This window comes from Peribacillus sp. JNUCC 23, from assembly GCF_053653995.1.
This window is the reverse complement of the sequence record NZ_CM132202.1, coordinates 1,160,911-1,179,001: the sequence shown is the minus strand read 5'-3', so window position 1 is coordinate 1,179,001 and position 18,091 is coordinate 1,160,911. Positions and strand designations below refer to the sequence as shown.

19 protein-coding genes and 2 pseudogenes are annotated in these 18,091 nt (G+C 37.4%); 9 read left to right on the top strand and 12 right to left on the bottom strand.

The window, feature by feature from the left end; all coding sequences use genetic code 11:
- Window positions 1-52: 52 nt before the first annotated feature.
- The 4 genes from JNUCC23_RS05675 to JNUCC23_RS05660 form a co-directional block, all read right to left on the bottom strand.
- Entirely contained in the window at window positions 53-559 is a 507-nt protein-coding gene (locus JNUCC23_RS05675) for a PCYCGC motif-containing (lipo)protein (RefSeq protein WP_454214736.1), read from the bottom strand.
- A gap of 216 nt (window positions 560-775) precedes the next feature.
- On the bottom strand, window positions 776-1,195 hold the full coding sequence (arsC, locus tag JNUCC23_RS05670; protein WP_454214734.1) for an arsenate reductase (thioredoxin): 420 nt from the start codon (window positions 1,193-1,195) through the stop codon (window positions 776-778).
- A 32-nt stretch (window positions 1,196-1,227) separates the two neighbouring features.
- A complete protein-coding gene (locus tag JNUCC23_RS05665; protein ID WP_454214732.1) occupies window positions 1,228-2,526 on the bottom strand; it encodes an arsenic transporter in 1,299 nt (432 codons plus the stop codon).
- A gap of 18 nt (window positions 2,527-2,544) precedes the next feature.
- The gene (locus JNUCC23_RS05660) at window positions 2,545-2,892 is read right to left on the bottom strand and encodes an ArsR/SmtB family transcription factor (RefSeq protein WP_454214730.1); all 348 of its coding nucleotides are present in this window, start codon (window positions 2,890-2,892) and stop codon (window positions 2,545-2,547) included.
- Between the two features lie 183 nt (window positions 2,893-3,075).
- Here JNUCC23_RS05660 and JNUCC23_RS05655 point away from each other — a divergent pair.
- Window positions 3,076-3,171 (top strand): annotated as a pseudogene (locus JNUCC23_RS05655) (nucleosidase); the annotation flags it as partial.
- A gap of 237 nt (window positions 3,172-3,408) precedes the next feature.
- Here the strand turns inward: JNUCC23_RS05655 and JNUCC23_RS05650 are convergent.
- From JNUCC23_RS05650 to JNUCC23_RS05635, 4 genes and pseudogenes are all read right to left on the bottom strand, one after another.
- Window positions 3,409-4,827 (bottom strand): SpoVR family protein, encoded by a 1,419-nt coding sequence (locus tag JNUCC23_RS05650; RefSeq protein WP_403072320.1) that lies wholly within the window; start codon window positions 4,825-4,827, stop codon window positions 3,409-3,411.
- An 805-nt stretch (window positions 4,828-5,632) separates the two neighbouring features.
- A pseudogene (locus JNUCC23_RS05645) lies at window positions 5,633-5,983 on the bottom strand (pentapeptide repeat-containing protein); the annotation flags it as partial.
- Window positions 5,984-6,202: 219 nt separating this feature from the next.
- Window positions 6,203-6,511 (bottom strand): DUF3889 domain-containing protein, encoded by a 309-nt coding sequence (locus JNUCC23_RS05640; RefSeq protein WP_403072317.1) that lies wholly within the window; start codon window positions 6,509-6,511, stop codon window positions 6,203-6,205.
- A gap of 66 nt (window positions 6,512-6,577) precedes the next feature.
- Entirely contained in the window at window positions 6,578-7,546 is a 969-nt protein-coding gene (locus JNUCC23_RS05635) for a M14 family zinc carboxypeptidase (protein WP_403072314.1), read from the bottom strand.
- A 334-nt stretch (window positions 7,547-7,880) separates the two neighbouring features.
- Here JNUCC23_RS05635 and JNUCC23_RS05630 point away from each other — a divergent pair, with 334 nt between their 5' ends.
- A complete protein-coding gene (locus JNUCC23_RS05630; protein WP_403072311.1) occupies window positions 7,881-8,123 on the top strand; it encodes a YhdB family protein in 243 nt (80 codons plus the stop codon).
- Between the two features lie 181 nt (window positions 8,124-8,304).
- On the opposite strand, the gene JNUCC23_RS05625 is transcribed toward JNUCC23_RS05630, so the two are convergent.
- Window positions 8,305-10,035: a phospho-sugar mutase gene (locus tag JNUCC23_RS05625; protein WP_454214727.1), complete on the bottom strand. Its 1,731-nt coding sequence runs from the start codon at window positions 10,033-10,035 to the stop codon at window positions 8,305-8,307.
- 566 nt (window positions 10,036-10,601) lie between these two features.
- Here JNUCC23_RS05625 and JNUCC23_RS05620 point away from each other — a divergent pair.
- The gene (locus JNUCC23_RS05620) at window positions 10,602-11,039 is read left to right on the top strand and encodes a disulfide oxidoreductase (RefSeq protein WP_062182626.1); all 438 of its coding nucleotides are present in this window, start codon (window positions 10,602-10,604) and stop codon (window positions 11,037-11,039) included.
- Window positions 11,036-11,512: a thioredoxin family protein gene (locus JNUCC23_RS05615; protein ID WP_062182629.1), complete on the top strand. Its 477-nt coding sequence runs from the start codon at window positions 11,036-11,038 to the stop codon at window positions 11,510-11,512. Before JNUCC23_RS05620 ends, JNUCC23_RS05615 begins: the two co-directional genes overlap by 4 nt.
- 135 nt (window positions 11,513-11,647) lie before the next feature.
- Here the strand turns inward: JNUCC23_RS05615 and JNUCC23_RS05610 are convergent, their stop codons facing one another.
- The gene (locus JNUCC23_RS05610) at window positions 11,648-12,046 is read right to left on the bottom strand and encodes a DUF5365 family protein (protein WP_454214725.1); all 399 of its coding nucleotides are present in this window, start codon (window positions 12,044-12,046) and stop codon (window positions 11,648-11,650) included.
- Between the two features lie 206 nt (window positions 12,047-12,252).
- Here JNUCC23_RS05610 and JNUCC23_RS05605 point away from each other — a divergent pair, with 206 nt between their 5' ends.
- Window positions 12,253-13,158 (top strand): RluA family pseudouridine synthase, encoded by a 906-nt coding sequence (locus tag JNUCC23_RS05605; RefSeq protein ID WP_454214723.1) that lies wholly within the window; start codon window positions 12,253-12,255, stop codon window positions 13,156-13,158.
- A gap of 161 nt (window positions 13,159-13,319) precedes the next feature.
- Here JNUCC23_RS05605 and JNUCC23_RS05600 read toward each other — a convergent pair whose 3' ends face one another.
- Together JNUCC23_RS05600 and JNUCC23_RS05595 are read right to left on the bottom strand one after the other, a co-directional pair.
- The gene (locus JNUCC23_RS05600) at window positions 13,320-13,574 is read right to left on the bottom strand and encodes a GlsB/YeaQ/YmgE family stress response membrane protein (RefSeq protein ID WP_062182635.1); all 255 of its coding nucleotides are present in this window, start codon (window positions 13,572-13,574) and stop codon (window positions 13,320-13,322) included.
- Between the two features lie 518 nt (window positions 13,575-14,092).
- Window positions 14,093-14,923, bottom strand: a complete 831-nt coding sequence (locus JNUCC23_RS05595; RefSeq protein ID WP_062182638.1) for an aldo/keto reductase — start codon at window positions 14,921-14,923, stop codon at window positions 14,093-14,095.
- A 346-nt stretch (window positions 14,924-15,269) separates the two neighbouring features.
- Between JNUCC23_RS05595 and JNUCC23_RS05590 the strand changes: the two genes are divergently transcribed.
- The 4 genes from JNUCC23_RS05590 (at window position 15,270) to JNUCC23_RS05575 (ending at window position 18,051) form a co-directional block, all read left to right on the top strand.
- Window positions 15,270-15,890, top strand: coding sequence for a DUF47 domain-containing protein (locus tag JNUCC23_RS05590; RefSeq protein ID WP_403072295.1), 621 nt, complete (start codon window positions 15,270-15,272; stop codon window positions 15,888-15,890).
- A 14-nt stretch (window positions 15,891-15,904) separates the two neighbouring features.
- Window positions 15,905-16,903 carry an inorganic phosphate transporter gene (locus tag JNUCC23_RS05585; protein WP_403072292.1) on the top strand — a complete coding sequence of 333 codons (999 nt, stop codon included), beginning with the start codon at window positions 15,905-15,907 and terminating at the stop codon, window positions 16,901-16,903.
- A gap of 177 nt (window positions 16,904-17,080) precedes the next feature.
- Window positions 17,081-17,164, top strand: coding sequence for a hypothetical protein (locus JNUCC23_RS05580; protein ID WP_082675124.1), 84 nt, complete (start codon window positions 17,081-17,083; stop codon window positions 17,162-17,164).
- Between the two features lie 59 nt (window positions 17,165-17,223).
- Window positions 17,224-18,051: an EcsC family protein gene (locus tag JNUCC23_RS05575; RefSeq protein ID WP_454215994.1), complete on the top strand. Its 828-nt coding sequence runs from the start codon at window positions 17,224-17,226 to the stop codon at window positions 18,049-18,051.
- Window positions 18,052-18,091: the final 40 nt, after the last annotated feature.

The window sequence follows — 18,091 nt, the reverse complement described above, 5'->3', positions numbered from 1 at the left end:
TTTATGACGTGTAAACGGTTTAGAGTGTGAGATCTGACCCTTTCCTAATTTATTAAGCTTCTGGAGTTGGTGTAGGCTTAGCGTATCCATTTTCATACTTTTTATCAATTGCTTTTCGGATTTCTTTAATAGATTTCCCTTCGCTATAATCAATGACCGATTGTGCGGCTATTTCTAAACAGACACCACATTTTGTTCCATGATCATCCCAAGTTAATGCTCCATTCCTTTTGTTTTCAAAAATAAAGCAATCATAGTTACTTTTATGATTCACCGCTTCACCGCATCCACAATAACAAGGAATTTTTTCGAGCAAACCTTTATGGTTAGCGGCTGCGGTATAAATTAATTTCATATCTTCTGATTTACCGTTCATAAAGTTCGGCAATACATCAATGCTGCTTGTTTCTTCACGGACATCACTAATAGCATGTTCTGTGTGTTCTGCATGAACTTCTTCTTTTTCACTTTTCTGTTCCTCAACCGTAGTATTTGAACATGCTGATACTAATCCTAATAAAACACAAATCACAATCATAAACGAATGTTTAACTTTCATTTTTTTATCCCTTTCCTCTTCAATGTTAATTAAAGTGTAAGCTCCTGTATTCAAGATAACAAGTCCTATTAAATAGCTAGCTTAAATTTATGAGATTAAATGATGACAGGATCAAAGGTTTCAACTTTCATTATCGTCATCTCTCTCACATAACCATTTACTTATACATGAATTAAAAGAAAAGCCAAGAGATGTCTCACGGCTTTCCCTCTTTAATTATTCACCTGTTTTAGCGAAACGTTCAATTCTTTTGCCAATTTCATCACGGACACGCCCAAAAATAGCCCATTTTTCTTCATCTGTTCCTTCCGCTTTTGCTGGGTCATCAAATCCCCAGTGTTCACGTTTTACATGTGGAGGTGTCATGGGACATTTGTCCGCCGCATCGCCGCATAACGTTACAACAAAATCAGCATGATTTAAAATATCAGGGTCAATGATATCCGAAGATTGATTGGAAATATCAAGTCCAACTTCGTTCATTGCTTTTACGGCATTAGGATTTAAGCCGTGTGCTTCAATTCCTGCACTAAGCACTTGCCACTCGTCTCCTAGATATTTTTTTCCCCAAGCTTCCGCCATTTGGCTTCTGCAAGAGTTTCCCGTACATAAGAAGTAAAGTGTTTTTTTCGTCATGTTGATTTCTCCTTTTTAAGTAAAATTCGTTTTTAATGAATAATAAGCAACCATATATACAAGCCAACTAATGTAATAAACAATGTTGGGATGGTTAAAATCATTCCTGTTTTAAAGTAAGTTCCCCATGAGATCTTTACGCCTTTTAATGAAAGTACATGTAGCCACAATAATGTAGCCAAAGAACCAATTGGTGTAATTTTCGGTCCCAAGTCCGAACCGATAACATTTGCATAAATCAGTGCTTCCCTGATCACGCCTGTTGTACTCGTATCCATGATCGCAAGTGCATCAATCATAACAGTTGGCATATTATTCATGAGCGAGGAAAGTGTAGCCGCAATAAAGCCCATTCCCATCGTTGCTGTGAATAACCCTTGATCAGCGGTAACTTGGATTACATCTGTTAATACATTCGTTAATCCAACATTTCGTAGGCTGTAAACTACTACATACATGCCAATCGAGAAAAATACAATTGCCCATGGTGCGTCTTTAATCACTGTTTTCGTGTTGACTGCTGGGCTCCTTCTAGCCATCATTAGGAAGAATATCGCGACGATGCCTGCAATGATGGATACAGGTACCCCCATAAATTCACTTAAAAAATAACCAATCAGCAATATTCCTAATACAATCCAAGACAGTCGAAACATTCTTTTGTCTTGAATGGCATCCACTGGTTTTTTAAGTTGTGATACATCATAATTTTTCGGAATACTTTTACGGAAAAACAAATATAAAACCAAAATACTTGCTACCAGTGCAAAGAGGTCTGGTACGATCATTCTTGATGCAAACTCGGCAAAACTAATACTGAAAAAGTCTGCCGACACAATGTTTACAAGATTGCTTACCACCAAAGGTAAAGAGGTAGTATCAGCAATAAAGCCACTCGCTATGATAAATGGGAAAATCATTTTATCACTAAACTTCAAGGCACGAACCATTGCTAATACAATCGGTGTAAGGATAAGAGCCGCTCCGTCGTTTGCAAAAATAGCAGACACAAGAGCACCCAGAATACTTACATAGACAAACATTCTTACACCATTTCCCTTAGCAGCTCTAGCCATATGTAGAGCTGCCCATTCAAAAAAGCCTATCTCATCTAAAATAAGGGAGATAATAATAATGGCGACGAAAGCGAGCGTTGCGTTCCAAACAATTGATGTCACGTCAATGACATCTGTAAAATCTACCACACCAACAAGTAAAGCTAAAACCGCACCGCCACAAGCTGACCATCCAATCGACAATCCCTTTGGCTGCCAGATAACAAGAATGAGTGTTAATAAAAAAATGATAATTGCCAAAATAACTGATCCCACTGAAGTAGTTCCTCCTAGTTAGTCACAACATATTCGTTTTCCTTGTGCTGTTAATTCTTCTAATTTAAAGTTTAGACTTGGCAAGTCCTTGATAACGGTTTGAATATATGAGAAATACGAAGATGTTGGGTTTAACGAATAGAATATCCATTGCCCTCTTCTGGCTTCTTTCACGATTCCGCTATCTTTTAATTTTCGTAAATGTTGGCTAATAGCAGGTTGGCTCATATCAAATAGGTCCACAAATTCACAGACACAACACTCATGCTCAGACATAATTTTAATCATGGTCAAACGTGTTTTATCACCAAGAAGTTTAAGAATGTTTGCGGTCATTTCAATATCTAATTTTTCATTCATTTGCATGTTTTACTTACCTCCCTTACTTATTCATAAATAATTATATACTTATATACAAAAGAAAATATCCTTTAAATCTTTTTAAACCCTCATCATTGTATAAGCATATCCTTATACACACAAGCAAAAAAAGCATCTTCAATAAAAAACTGTTACTTTAAGCTGCTTAAAAAATGGTTTCAAATTAACTCCGATTACATAGCTAGTAATCATTTAACGGAATATTTAAAAGTAATTGTGAGTTTTTATAATTTGGATAATTGGGTTACTGAAGCATTTAGTCTTCATATGTATGGTGCTAGTACAGTCTTGTGAACACGACTATACTAGCACCATGATTCCTATTTAAATCAGGTTTAATATCCAATTTATTGTTCAATTAAACTGTCGTTACAACTCTGTAATAATTCCGTAACTCATAAATAATTAACTTTGTCTGTTTTTAATAGGTTTCATTATTACTGTATGGTCTACCCTGAGGTACATATTAAACAGCCGACCATATAAGCGGCCGGCTATCCTTTATAAATATTTCCGATGCACGCCTTTGCCATCATATGAAAAGAGCACTTCTTTTTTCTCCATGACCGATTCCAAATGAACAGGGCGTCCCCAAAGCTGGTGAATATAAGGCAGTACCTTTTCTAGATATTTCAAATCTAACTCAATATCTTCGTACCAATGTTTCAGATATAGCTCGCCGTTTCTTAGATAGTCGCCATCATTTACCGTAATGTATGGAAACCCGCCATTGACGCGCATGCTGACGAGCTGATCGCGAACCTGCTCCCATGCCTTATCAACCACTTTGTAATCCTTCCCTTGCTTTTGGAATAGATACATATCTTCGCGTGTCACTAAGTCTTTAGTTAAATAATTCCGGATAAAAGATATGTCCGCTTCGATTTCTCGAACTTCAAACATCTTTTCTCGACCAGAATCTGGCTTGACACCAAGTTTCTTCATTTCATCAGTCGGGTTATTATAACGTTCTTCAATATCTTCAAAAATCTTCAAACCGAGGTAATATGGGTTTATACTTGTACGTGATGGTTGGACGACACCAGCATTCAGCTTGGCGAACTCCAATGCTTCTCCCGAAGTCAAATCCAATTCCCTGACGATTCTTTGATGCCAATAAGATGCCCAGCCTTCATTCATGATTTTCGTTTCAAGCTGTGGCCAAAAATAAAGCATTTCTTCGCGCATCATTGTTAAAATATCCCGCTGCCATTCGGTCAAATCACGGCTGTATTGTTCAATGAATAGTAAGATGTCCTTTTCTGGCTGTGGTGGGAATTTCTTTTTCTTTTTCCCTATACTACGTAGTGGTTTTTCTTTGTTATCCAAGGACCACAGATCATCATATGCGGACACAATTGGTTTAATTTCATCCTCATCATAATCTTCGTCCTCCATGGACCAATCTAGCTTCGGCCGGATTAAAGACGGATCGATATGTTCATCAATGGCCAACACTGCATCTAGAAATATTTCAACTTCTTTTTTGCCATGTAGAATTTCATATTGGCGAATCCGATCGGCCGTTGCTGCCATACTTTCGACCATATCACGCTTTGTATTCTGAAATCGAACATTATTTTTGAAGAAATCACAGTGAGCAAGCACATGCGCAACAATCAATTTGTTTTGAATGAGCGAGTTTGAATCCAATAAAAACGCATAGCAAGGATTTGAATTAATAACCAATTCATATATTTTACTCAACCCAAAATCATACTGAATTTTCATTTTATGAAATTGTTTCCCGAAGCTCCAATGGGAAAACCTGGTTGGCATTCCGTACGCACCAAATGTATAAATGATTTCTGATGGACAAATTTCATACCGCATCGGATAGAAATCCAGTCCAAATCCCTCTGCAATTTCAGTAATTTCACTTATCGCATATTCCAATGCTTTCTGATCTTCTGTATTCATCCGCCTCTCCCCCTTTTTTCTTCCTTACATTAATGTATGAAAAAAGCGCGGGAACATGACGGAAGTTGGAATAGCTCCATAATATTATCCCCATATGAAGCATATTAAAGAATTTATAGAGTAGCACACAGCCGATCTATGTTCTTTTTAGGAGTCTCATTGATCTCCAAAGGATCGAACATTTTTATGAATATCCTGTACAGACCCATAAAATACATTATAAACCACAGAAGTTTTTAACCATTTCCATATGTATTTTTTCATAGACGACCCCTCATTTTAGCGTTCCCTAGCTTATTTTCTTATTCAACATTACTCCCCCTTTAGTTAAACAGGAATAACGGTTGTCTTAGCAACCCCTTATTCCACGATAGTACCCGTTAGCCATCCATGTAGCGCAAGACCAATACTTCACCACTGAGGATGAAAATGGATGCTCCTGCTAATACTGTTTATTTTCATGAGAGTTGAAAAAGAATGATTTACTTATGTCCGTTTGTATCTTGATTTTATCTTTAGGTAAATCTTCCACTTTTATTTCTTTATGTTTAAAATTTATTACCTCAAACCCAGGAATCCTAAAAGTAATAGTTTCAAGACCATAGGGTGGCATAATGGACAAATTACCACCATTGGTTCAGTTTCCTTCAGCAAAGTAAGAAGATGGCAGACAAAGAACAGATAAATCAGATGTTACTCAGTGGCTGTCAAAACTCAAATAGTATTACAGTGAATTTTTTGCGTAAAGTATTAAAAAATAGCCATTCCATCGAGGAACAGCTGCGCTCTGTAAAGTAATATTTAACTACTTTTTAAACTCTTGGTAATACACTTCAAGTAGTTTTTCTACTGAAATATTATCTATTGTCATTCCTGTTAAGTCACTATCCTTAATTTGTAAGTTTCTTAGGTTGCTGTTACTAATTTTAGTCCTCTGAAGGTCACATCTTTCAAAAGAGATTGGTTCTTCATCATCTCCAAGGTTTGTATCTATAAAGCGAACTCCTCCTAAAGTAACTAACCTCACTTTGCTATGAGAAAGGTTTAAATCAGCATAAAGAGAATGTTTGAAATTAATATTTTGGAACTTTGAGTGACTAAGGTTACAGTTATTGAAATGAGTATTCATTATGTTGCTATTACTAAAAGAACTTCCTTAACTATATCTTCATGTACCGCTGTTTGGTAAGCTTATTTAAGATGATTAATTTGATTTGAAAACAGTAATCTAAAAAGGGGCGTAGGAACATGACGGAAGTTAGAATAGCTCCAAAATATTATAACTACATCCCCCATCATTCTACTCATTTAAAATCCTTCATTTTTTGAAACAAAAAAAGACACAGCTTTCTGCCATGTCTTTCAATTCCTTTATTCACTTACTTTCTTCAACCGTTAAATTTAATAACTTATTATTGGCTAGGTTATGTTTGATTTTGACAAGCACATTGAATTCTTTTCCACTTTCCGCTACCAAGAAAAGAAAATCATCTTCTACTTCATCTTTTGTCAACTGTTTTCGGCCTTTATATTCGTAGTCGGTGACTTCTTCAGCCGGATGGTTTGCTTGTACAACAGCAATGGCAATTTTTCCATATTTTTCATAATCAGACTGTTGGGCCAAAACTAGTTGAAACGAGCTAAGGCTTAGGATGAATATAAGTATACCTATGATTTTCTTCATCGTTTTCCTCCTGTTGCAATGGTATACCTATAGTATGGAACGTATTCTTCTTCTTATTCTAAGTTTTTAAAAAACGGACGAGGCAAGCATTAATAAAACGGCACGATTGCGATTCCATTCCTCGTAAATTACCTCGAGTGGAGGGCTCGTTTCATCGACAAGGTAGCTTAACTCAATCGTCATGGCCGGTCGTTCAAATTCGGTGATGAACCAATCGGTATAGCCGCTTCCATTGGCATGTTTCTCAGGAATAGACAAGTTGTAACCTGTTAAAACCGCCGTCTTTTCCGCCAAAGAGTAATCACGTAAGATATTCTCAGGCTTATTATGGTAATACCAAAAAATTTCACGCCCTGATGTATGATAGGAAACAGCAAGTATTGGTTTGATTTGTTTAGTAAAGTGAACGAGCGCTTTTGATTCAGAGGCTTGCAGCGGTTGCTTTCCTTTGTAAAATTGATAATTTGGTGCCTGTGTATTTGTGTCCAGTTCATTCCAACCGGCTGGATATTGACGATTTAAATCTATCCCTCTTCCATTCGCCTTCCACCTTGACCAGTTTGTGCTAAAGTTGTTCATCCTAAACAATGCCCATTTTTCCTGTAGATCAAATGCGGAAAAATCCCCTTGTTGGATTTGAACACCATCCGGATTTAACAGAGGCACAAATATGAGGCTGACTTCATCTAATATATTTGTGGAATACTCATCAATGTTCAACTTTGATTCATAGGCTTTTGCGTATGCATTGATCATTTTCATAATTAATAAAGTAGAGAGCCATTCTCTGCCGTGGTGTGAACCGTTAATCAAAATTGATTTTTTTCCTTTTCCAAGCTTCACTGCCCAAATATTCTTTCCCTTTTCAGATTGACCGATTGACATCAAGTCAAGATGATAGCGTTTCTCCAAATCCTTTATCTCTTTTTCAAACTGCCCAACTGTATAGACAGGATTTGGTGTCTTTGTGTCAGCTTGAATGGGAAAACCAATCAAAATCATGGAACCTACTATGCAAACGATGACTCGTTTCATTTATAAACCACCTTCGTTTACCCGGTTTAACAAGTTCAAACTAACAGTACTTCAATTTTTCTCCCGTATTAACGGAAAGTCAAGCCCCTCCACTGATTGAAGTTTTACTTTATAAGAAAATCTTTGATTGGGGAAATACGGTGAACTTTGCCAACGCGACAGTAAAACAACGCTAACCACCAATAGGGAGGAGGAAATCTCCACTAATGGAATTTTCATTTTAGCCAGGTAAATAGCAACAATCCCTAAGAAATAACATCTCCACATTTTTCATTGTAATAAACGAACAAGTTTGAACAAACTACAAATAGCTCCTTAGTAAGGAGGAGATTTCATGACCAAAACGGATTACGACAGAGCATTGTTTTACACACACAGGTCAGAATGGGATAATTTGCTTATCTTAATGGTCCGCACCCGAGATCATTTTCTCTCAAAAAAGATTGAGCGCTTTTTGCATGCATATCACTTTGAACATGATCACAAGCTCATTGAAACACATCTATATGCATTACTTCGTTATCTCGATCATGCAGCTGAAAATATGACAGATTACTTCGAGCTGCTTCCTAGCTAACATTGCTATAGCTTCTGCAAATTGGAAACATATATACATGAAAAGAGGGGCGTCTAAAAAAGAAAAGGGTCAGACCCTGCAACAACTAAATACAGTACAAGATTAGTGTATGAAACACTACATACTGATTTAGTGTGCGGGGTCAGACCCTTATAAGACGCATTTTTTCTTTACATACCTATTAGATCAATTGTTGAATACGTGTCATGAAATCTTCCATAACAACCGTTAATTTTTCTTTCGTGTCCTTCATCGTCTTTCCTTGTACACCAAAGTAAAATTTGATTTTTGGTTCCGTACCCGATGGTCGTAAACATACCCATGTGCCGTCTTCTAAAAAGTATTTAAGTACATTGGATTTAGGTAAGTCAATTGCAGTTTGTTCGTTTTTTAGCAAGAAAAGCTTTTGACTGCTTTGGTAATCTTCCTGAACCACTACATGGTATCCAGCAATTGCTTTTGGCGGATTTTCCCGGAACTCATTCAATATCCCCTGAATTTGTCTGGCACCATCAATTCCTTTAAGCGTAAGTGATTGTAACCCTTCCAGGTAAAAACCGTATTTTTCAAAAACTTCTAATAATCCTTCATACAATGTCATGCCTTGTTGTTTGTAATATGCACATACCTCAGAAGCTAATACGACAGATTGAATGGCATCTTTATCTCTCGCGAAATCTTTAATTAAATAGCCATAGCTCTCTTCATATCCAAATAGAAACTGATGTTCACCTGACTCGTGGTACTGACCAATTTTCTCGGCAATGAATTTAAACCCAGTCAGGACGTCTATCGTTTGTAACCCGAAACTAGTAGCAATCGCGCGGCCTATTTCGGATGTCACAATCGTTTTCAATACCACTCCATTTGTAGGTAAAGTTCCCTTTGCTTGTTTTTGCTTTAATAAATAGTCCAAGAACAGGGCACCGGTTTGATTGCCAGTTAACACCACATATTCCCCATCCAAATTTTTCACAGCGACTCCAAGGCGGTCAGCATCAGGATCTGTTGCAATTAATAGATCCGCGTCTACTTTGCTACCAAGCTCAATGGCTAATTCAAATGCCGCTGGCTCCTCTGGATTCGGTGAGGTAACCGTAGAAAAATTAGGATCAGGCAGCTCCTGTTCCTTTACAACATAGACATTCTTATATCCAAGATCCTTCAATGCACGCCGCACGGATTTGTTAGCTGTACCATGAAGCGGTGAAAAGACAATTGAAATATCCGTTTCCGCTGCAAGTGTTGGATTTTCTGGGATGCTTAATAATTGTTCATTATAGGCTGTATCCAGCTCTTCACCAATGGGAACGATAAGCCCTTTTTCCTTCAATGTCTTTGCATCATCAACTTGAAGAACAAGTTCATTTTCAATTGCATTCACATATTGAATGACTTTGTCTGCCGCATCTAGTGGCAACTGGGCACCATCTGGACCATATACTTTATATCCGTTATATTCAGGTGGATTATGACTTGCAGTAATAACAATTCCCGAAAAAGCATTCAATTCTCGAACGGCGAATGATAATTCTGGTGTCGGACGAAGCTCATCGAAGAGATAGGCTTTAATACCGGAAGTCGCAAGGGTCTTTGCTGCTTCTAATGCAAATTCTGGAGACTTATGTCTGGAATCATAGGCAATGACCACACCACGTGATTTCGCTTCCTCGCCAAATGATTCTATATATTGAGCTAGACCCAATGTTGCCTTTCTGACTGTATATACGTTCATCCGATTCGTTCCTGCGCCTATTTCCCCACGCATTCCGCCTGTCCCAAATTCAAGGTTTTTATAGAATGCATCCTCTAGCAATGCATCATCGCCTTCTAATTGGTCAAGCAACACTCGTAATTCGTTGTCTAAATTTGGATCCCCTATCCATTTTGCGTATGTATCTCTCCAATTCACAAGCACAGTCCCCTTTTCTATAACGTGGATAACATTTTGAAAATTCACACTTGGATATATATTTCCTTTTTACCGTACCACATTTGTATAAAAAAAAGAAGCAGAAAAAGAGACTGTTCCAAAAGAAATGAACAAGCCCCGAAACGACTAAAAATCGTAGAAAACAAGGATGTTTTCACATTTATTTTTTAAAAATTTATGTAACTTACAATTATCTTATTCCCCTACTTCTTTAGACCTATTTAACTTACTATAATATCTATCACTACTTTCACACCAAAACCCATTCATCCGTTTGCATTTACCCAGAATACTTATAGAACAATCGACAATTCTATTTAAAGTATCCAAATAAAGGGAAACTTCAAACGAGGGAGATTTCTTCATCCTCCACCTACGTTTCTTCGGTTCCTCTAAGTCTTGAGCTAGGGGTCTTGACTTTCCGTTAATACGGGATAAATCCACTTTCTAGCATTGTGCAAATAACTTTTAGTAAGTACATTTATTTTACATAAGGGCTTTGGACATACTATAATTTTTATGAAAAAACAATAGGTGGAGAGAAGATGAAAACGATAAAAGATAATCGTGATAACTATTTATTCTTTGCGTGGGCAGTATCTGTCATCGCAACGCTCGGCAGTTTGTACTTTTCCGAGATTAAGCAATACGAACCATGTGAACTATGTTGGTTCCAAAGAATTGTCATGTATCCATTTACAGTGATAGTAGGGATTGCGGTTGTTAGAAAAGATTATCGGATTAGTTTATATACCATGATTCTATCCGGGGTTGGAGCACTAATTTCAAGCTATCATTATTTAATTCAAAAAGTTGCTCTATTCGGTGATCATGCTGCTTCCTGTGGAAGGGTTCCTTGTACAGGGCAATACATTAACTGGTTTGGCTTTATTACCATTCCGTTCCTTGCTTTGACTGCATTCGTCCTAATCTTCATCTGTAGCATTATCATCTGGAAAAAATCCAAGGAGGAGTACGCATGAAAAAAATCATTATTTTTCTAGTCGTCATCATTGCGTTATTCGCAACACTAGGGATTGTAACAACTATGCAAAAAGACGAAAAACTAAAGACAGCGGATAATCCATATGGCACCGACAAGCTTGACCCGGCAACTATCGACCAATTGGATGATCCAAACTATCAAAACATCATCCTGCCAGCCCAATTAGATAAAAAGTTGAAAGCGAAAGAAGATGTAGCCGTTTATTACTTCAGTCCACTTTGTGAGCACTGCAAAAGAACAACACCAGTTGTAGCTCCACTTGCTGAAGAAATGGGCATCGACCTTGTTCAATACAATCTTCTTGAATTCGAACAAGGCTGGAATGAATTTAATGTAGAAGTAACGCCGACAATTGTTTTCTATAAAAACGGTGTTGAACAAGCTCGCATCACAAGTGAAAATGACGAAGCAACATTTAAACAATGGTTCGAAGATAATGGTGTTAATTAAGAGCAAACACCCCTTTTAAGAAGTACTTCTACTTTTAACTAAACTGCAAAATGAATGAAACAACTTTTTAAAGGATAAACAAGAGGCTGACGAGTTTGCGTCAGCCTCTTGTTTAGGTAAAATGAAGGATCATGACTAGTTTAAAAATTGATTGACCAGCTCTTCGTAGACCATTGAGGAGTTTTCATTATTTGATTGAAGAAAGTGATTGCTAAGAAAAGGGAAAAACATACCGCTTTCATTAAGTAATTGAATATTTTTGCTTAATAGTAATTCCATTTTCATATCAATCGAATTCTGTTCACTATTTTCATTTTTCTCAAGAATCGTGGTGATTACTTGCAAACTAGTCATAATCTGATACGCTCTTCTTAACGTCCCAGCGTATGCCTCAGACCGAAGCACACCAATTTTTTTAAAATGTGAGATTTCGTTTTCCGGAAAGTAATTTGGGAAAATAAAGTCAAAAAAATATGATACAAGATTCTCTATTCTTTGTTCTTGTTCATAGGTAGAAGAATAAACAACCTTCACTAACAACCCACCCTTGTAAATCAATAAGTATGATAATGGTTTCAGTTTCTTTCAATAGAATACCATAAGATTTAGGTAGAAAGGGTGGGAAATATCGCCACTTACTTTTTTTATAGGTAGAAAGATTGGTAAAAATTCCATTATCCTATCAGAACAATGTAGTATTTTGTCGAATTAAATATTTATATGTCGAAAGTGGTGGAAAAATGCTTACTAACAAGCGAATTCAAGATAATTTGGCAATAACCGTGCCAAAAAAGTGGAATGAATTAACAACAGAAAAACTTATGAAAGATTATTGGAAAGCCCCCAAAAAGCTGATACACGAATGGCGAATGAGTAAAAAGGTAACAATTAATGGAGAAACTGCTCAGTGGACAAAACCATTACAAGAAGATGACGTACTGGGAATTCCCGTATTCGAATTTTCCATCACCGATTCCCCAGTGCCGAAGGATCTCCATATCGATATTTTATATGAAGATGACCACCTCCTAATTGCTAATAAACCAGCTTGTATGGATACCCATCCCGCAAAGCCTGAACAAAACAACACACTTCTTAATGGAGTTGCTTATCACTTAGCAGAAACGAATCAACAGCCGTTCATCAAACATATCCATCGCCTTGACAAAGATACAACAGGTGCTGTGCTATTCGCGAAAAACCCCTTCGTTGGCGCCATTCTAGATCGGATGTTAGAAGAACGTACAATAACTAGGACCTATGTGGCATTAGCAGAGGGGCAAATGACGAATGACCAAGGTCGCATTGATGCTAAAATAGGACGGGACCGCCATCATGCTACGAGAAGACGAGTATCGCCGACTGGCCAAACAGCCATCACTCATTATAAAGTACTAAGATCTTTTCCCGAAAAAAATCTAACGATGGTAAGCTGTACATTAGACAGTGGACGCACTCATCAAATCCGTGTCCACTTTAGTCATATTCAGCACCCATTAGCAGGCGATACTTTGTATGGGGGTAAGAAAACATTTCCCCGTCAAGCTTTACATGCCCGAAAAATAGCCTTCATTCATCCCATGACTGAAGAAAACCTGTGTATTACTGCACCATATTTAGATGAACCGCCCATTTTCACCATATAAAACATCCATTAGCGTCTGCTTCCAACCCAACGATGAAAAGGTTCAGATTCTCAAATTGTATCACCTTATGAAGGTGGCGGTGCCCAGCTGTTTTTGCGAAGCCCCGCCCATTTCCCCCAAAAAAAGAATGCCGAATCGGCATCCTTTTTTTGGGGATTGAGTTAAGAAGCACGTCTGGTGCCACGTAATATCAGACTTAAAATAAACACGAATACGATAGCGCCAATCAATGCTGGTATGATCGCAAAGTTAGAAATAACAGGTCCCCAATTTCCTAAAACCAATGACCCTAACCAAGCACCGACGAAACCCGCGATAATATTTCCGACTATCCCAAATGGCACGTCACGTCCAATAATCATTCCTGCTAGCCAACCAATAATCCCACCAATAATTAATGACCAAAGAAAACTCATACTATTTAATTCCTCCTTCAATGTTTTAGATTGCAAATGCTAAGAGGTTGCGCACCCTCTTACTTCTAATCAACGGAAGTGATTTTTAGGTGCAGTTCAAAAATCGAGTGACATATTTCTATAATATTGAATAATATCCTGCTTTCTATCTTATCCCTTGCGCTGTCACTCTCCACCCATTCGGAGTATTTTGCACTGACGCCTTACTTACCGTCTTATATACTTACTTTCCCCCTGTTTAGATTCTAAAACCCAAAAAAGCCGAATAAATAAATGTAATTATTTCAACGTTTATTTTTGAACAATGTGGGAATATAGGGACCTTTATTCTAGTACGGAGGAACGCTCAGATCGGCGTGAAGAAGTGTTCGAATACTTGATGAAATTTCGAAGATACCTATTCTCTGTGACATTTCTTTTTATTTACGCCCGCTTTTAATTCATCAAACTATCACGCTACAAGCGATCATCAAAAAAAACCTGAAACAAGCAATAATCTGCTTGTTTCAGGTTTTGGTTTAAAATTTGACTTCGTCAGGATTTGATCCATATCGTTCATTAAGATTTAATGCATTGATTTTGTTCATTTCATCTAAACTTAATTCGAAGTCAAAACTTTTAGCATTTGATTCAATTCTTGATGGTGTAATTGATTTAGGTATCACTATCGTTCCATGTTGTAAGTGCCATCTTATTAAGACTTGTGCAGCAGATTTATTATGTTTTTTAGCTAAGTGGTTGATGGTTGGTTCATCAATAAGATGTCCTTGCCCGAGCGGCCCCCATGCTTCCACTTTAATATCGTGCTGTTTACAAAACGCTCTTATTTCAAGCTGTGAAAGACGTGGATGTAATTCAATCTGGTTCACAACTGGTTTAATATCTGTATTCGCTAATAAGTTTTCCAAATGATGAACATGGAAGTTACTTACACCGATGGCACGAACTCGGCCTTCCTTATAAAGAGTTTCAAGCGCTTTCCAAGTTTCGATATATTTATCTTGCCCTGGCCAATGAATTAAGTATAAATCCAAATAGTCGAGCCCTAGTCTTTCAAGGCTTGCTTCATATGCTTGAAGAGTTGACTCATACCCTTGATCCGTGTTCCAAACTTTAGATGTGATGAAAAGCTCCTCACGAGGAATTCCGCTTTCTTTAATGGCCTGCCCCACGCCTTCTTCATTTTTATAAATAGCAGCAGTATCGATGGAACGGTAACCTACTTCTAACGCCTTCCTTACTGACTCAACAGTTTGAATTCCATTTTCAACCTTGAAAACGCCAAAACCGAGCTGTGGAATTTCTACTCCATTATGTAATGTGATCGTTTCGTTCATACTTTTAATCATCGAATAACCCCCTTCTAAACTAACACAAATTATACCATTAACTGGTTTCTTCTTCTAAAGAAATGATTTCCACAAACAGAATCGTTTTACGCGTACACCCTGTAACCATTTCTAAAAAAAACACATAATCTTATATTATAATTAAACTTTATTGATGTAATTAGCATTCACTATGTAGTTTTTTAAATTTTCTGTAATTCTTTTGTAAAGTTTTTGTAAAGTTTCGTCGAAATAACTTCCCTATAACTAAGAGAATTCGTTACAATAAGTTCGCTAATACTATACATAGGCTTCTGACTTTTAATTGTCAAAGCTATGCCAATTCTGCTTTAATGGGGGTTTTCAAATGGTTTTCAAATCAAAGAAAGACAAGTTCGCACAAGCTCTTATTAATATTTCTCAAAATTTAAAAGAGAGCGCAGACTATTTTGCTGATTTTAAATTAAAGAACGTAAGCGATCTTAAGGTTTTCTCAGAAATGATGAAAGAGTATGAGCACAAAGGCGATGATATGGTTCACGGCGTCATTACAGACCTTAACAATGCCTTCATTACGCCGATTGAGCGTGAAGATATCCTGCTATTAACAATGAGCATGGATGATGTGTTAGACGGCCTAGAGCATTGTGCCGCTTTATTTGAAATGTATTCAATTATCCATGTAGATGACTATATGTTGAGATTTGTCGAAGCGATTAAAGAATGCACGTATGAAATCGAGAAATCTGTTGATCTTTTAACAACAAAAAAATTACTAGACATTCGTGAACACGCGATTAAAATTAAAGATTTAGAATCAGTATGCGATGGAATTCAACGTCAATCCATCAAAAATCTGTTTTCAGTTGAAAAAGACCCAATCCGTATTATTCAATATAAAGAAATTTATGAAAGCCTTGAAGAAATTGCTGACCATTGTCAGACTGTCGCCAATACACTTGAAACTATTATCATGAAAAACGCGTAAGGAGTCTTCCACAAATGGATAGTTTATTTCTATTAACGATATTAATCGTCATCTTTGCACTTGCATTTGATTTTATTAACGGTTTCCATGATACTGCCAATGCCATTGCAACTTCTGTATCAACAAAAGCATTAAAACCACGCCACGCGATTATCTTAGCTGCGACGATGAATTTCGTCGGTGCAATGACATTCACAGGTGTGGCCAAAACGATAACGAAGGACATTGTCGACCCGTTTACATTACCGAATGGTTCCACCGTAATTCTTGCTGCCCTTATTGCTGCTATCGCTTGGAATTTAATTACCTGGTATTATGGGATTCCAAGCAGTTCTTCCCATGCACTTATTGGTTCGATTGCAGGCGCAGCGATTGCAGCAGCTGGTTTCTCAGAAATTAAATGGGGCGGATTTTTAAAAATACTTCAAGCCCTAATCATTTCACCAATTCTCGCTTTTGCTGTAGGTTTTCTTGTTTATTCCATTATTAAAATTATCTTTAAAAATAATAATTTAACAAAAACAAACAAGCAGTTCCGTACTATTCAAATTGCTACAGCTGCGCTTCAATCGTATTCACATGGAACAAATGATGCTCAAAAAGCCATGGGGCTTATCACTCTTGCTCTTATGACGAATGGCTTCACGAAAAGCGACGATATTCAGTTATGGGTACAATTCTCTTGTGCACTTGCTATGGGTCTTGGCACATCTATCGGCGGTTGGAAGATTATTAAAACCGTCGGCGGGAAAATCATGAAAATCCGTCCGGTAAACGGCGTTGCTGCCGATTTAACAGGGGCTGCCATTATCTTTGGAGCAACACTTATTCACTTGCCAGTCAGTACAACCCATGTTATCTCTTCATCTATCCTTGGTGTAGGTTCAGCTCACCGGATTAAAGGTGTCAAATGGGGTACTGCCAAGAGCATGATTATTACTTGGTTTATTACATTACCTATTTCAGCAACGCTTGCAGGTTTAATTTACTTCGTACTGAATTTTTTTATGTAATCCCTCTTTATCCTCCTTTCCGACCTACTGAAGCGGAAGGGTTTTTTTATTGCCCGCTTTTTTCACTTATTCCCTTCCCCCCCTTCAAAGGAACTTATTCTTTCAAATAAGTCAACAAATAGATTAAAATAACGTGAAGGAGACTGTAGTCAAAATGATGCCGCCAAACAGCTTCATATTCATGTTAACAAGCTTAATTATCGCTTGAAACGAATTGCAGCAGTTGGTCATGTTCGTCCAAAGGATCCATGCAAAAAATGACCATCTTTCTAGATTTAAAAATCAGGCATGATCAAGACTTTTTAAGAAAAAATAAAAGGATGGGATCCCCCTTGAACAATGAATCAAAGGAATATTTGGAATCGGAGCTACAAATCATAAGTAAATGGGAAAAGGAGCAAAAAGGGTTATGGTTTTGGGAGAAAATTGGCCGTTTACCCTTTAAATTACTTGATAAAGCGACCCCTGCATTTATTCAAGACAAGATCGCTCTCTTACTCGATGAATTAGGAAGCTTCGTTCAAAGTGGCGGGCAATATTTAACGAAAGAACAGTCAATATTTAAGCGAATTGAAGGATATGTCCCAGGAGAATCCATTACCTCTGTCGATGATTGTGCCAATGTTTCGCTCCTTGTCATGAACTCGGTAAGTGCAGATATTAAAAAAGCCAATAGTAAGCTTGCTACTGTACAAGGGGCATCCACTGGAATTGGGGGGATTTTCACGTTATCTATTGACATCCCTTTATTATTGAGCTTGTCTCTGAAAACCTTACAAGATATCTCCCTAGCATATGGCTTTGATCCGAAAGACAAAGAAGAACGAGTTTTTATGGTTAAATGCTTGCAATTTGCGACAGCAGATATTGTTGGCAAAGAAGCAATATTAAATGGTTTATCCTCGTTTCACCGCAACGAACAGGCTGATCGAAAAGAAATGGTCAGTCAGCTTCAAGGTTGGCGTGAAGTTGTCTATACATATCGTGATCAATTTGGTTGGAAAAAACTCCTGCAAATGATTCCGATTGCCGGTATGGTCTTTGGGGCCTTTACCAATCGGAGCATGATTGCTGACGTAGCTGAAGTTGGCAGTACGCTCTATCGGAAGCGTCGAATTATGATGCGATTGGAAGCAAAAATCGATTAATTGAAATAACGTTTGTAGAATTCCACAAATATTCGTCTTG

Coding starts and splice junctions, on each gene's coding strand:
- JNUCC23_RS05675 (WP_454214736.1), bottom strand. CDS start 559: ATGAAAGTTAAACATTCGTTTATGATTGTGATTTGTGTTTTATTAGGA.
- arsC (WP_454214734.1), bottom strand. CDS start 1,195: ATGACGAAAAAAACACTTTACTTCTTATGTACGGGAAACTCTTGCAGA.
- JNUCC23_RS05660 (WP_454214730.1), bottom strand. CDS start 2,892: ATGCAAATGAATGAAAAATTAGATATTGAAATGACCGCAAACATTCTT.
- JNUCC23_RS05650 (WP_403072320.1), bottom strand. CDS start 4,827: ATGAATACAGAAGATCAGAAAGCATTGGAATATGCGATAAGTGAAATT.
- JNUCC23_RS05640 (WP_403072317.1), bottom strand. CDS start 6,511: ATGAAGAAAATCATAGGTATACTTATATTCATCCTAAGCCTTAGCTCG.
- JNUCC23_RS05635 (WP_403072314.1), bottom strand. CDS start 7,546: ATGAAACGAGTCATCGTTTGCATAGTAGGTTCCATGATTTTGATTGGT.
- JNUCC23_RS05630 (WP_403072311.1), top strand. CDS start 7,881: ATGACCAAAACGGATTACGACAGAGCATTGTTTTACACACACAGGTCA.
- JNUCC23_RS05620 (WP_062182626.1), top strand. CDS start 10,602: ATGAAAACGATAAAAGATAATCGTGATAACTATTTATTCTTTGCGTGG.
- JNUCC23_RS05615 (WP_062182629.1), top strand. CDS start 11,036: ATGAAAAAAATCATTATTTTTCTAGTCGTCATCATTGCGTTATTCGCA.
- JNUCC23_RS05605 (WP_454214723.1), top strand. CDS start 12,253: ATGCTTACTAACAAGCGAATTCAAGATAATTTGGCAATAACCGTGCCA.
- JNUCC23_RS05600 (WP_062182635.1), bottom strand. CDS start 13,574: ATGAGTTTTCTTTGGTCATTAATTATTGGTGGGATTATTGGTTGGCTA.
- JNUCC23_RS05595 (WP_062182638.1), bottom strand. CDS start 14,923: ATGATTAAAAGTATGAACGAAACGATCACATTACATAATGGAGTAGAA.
- JNUCC23_RS05590 (WP_403072295.1), top strand. CDS start 15,270: ATGGTTTTCAAATCAAAGAAAGACAAGTTCGCACAAGCTCTTATTAAT.
- JNUCC23_RS05585 (WP_403072292.1), top strand. CDS start 15,905: ATGGATAGTTTATTTCTATTAACGATATTAATCGTCATCTTTGCACTT.
- JNUCC23_RS05575 (WP_454215994.1), top strand. CDS start 17,224: ATGGGATCCCCCTTGAACAATGAATCAAAGGAATATTTGGAATCGGAG.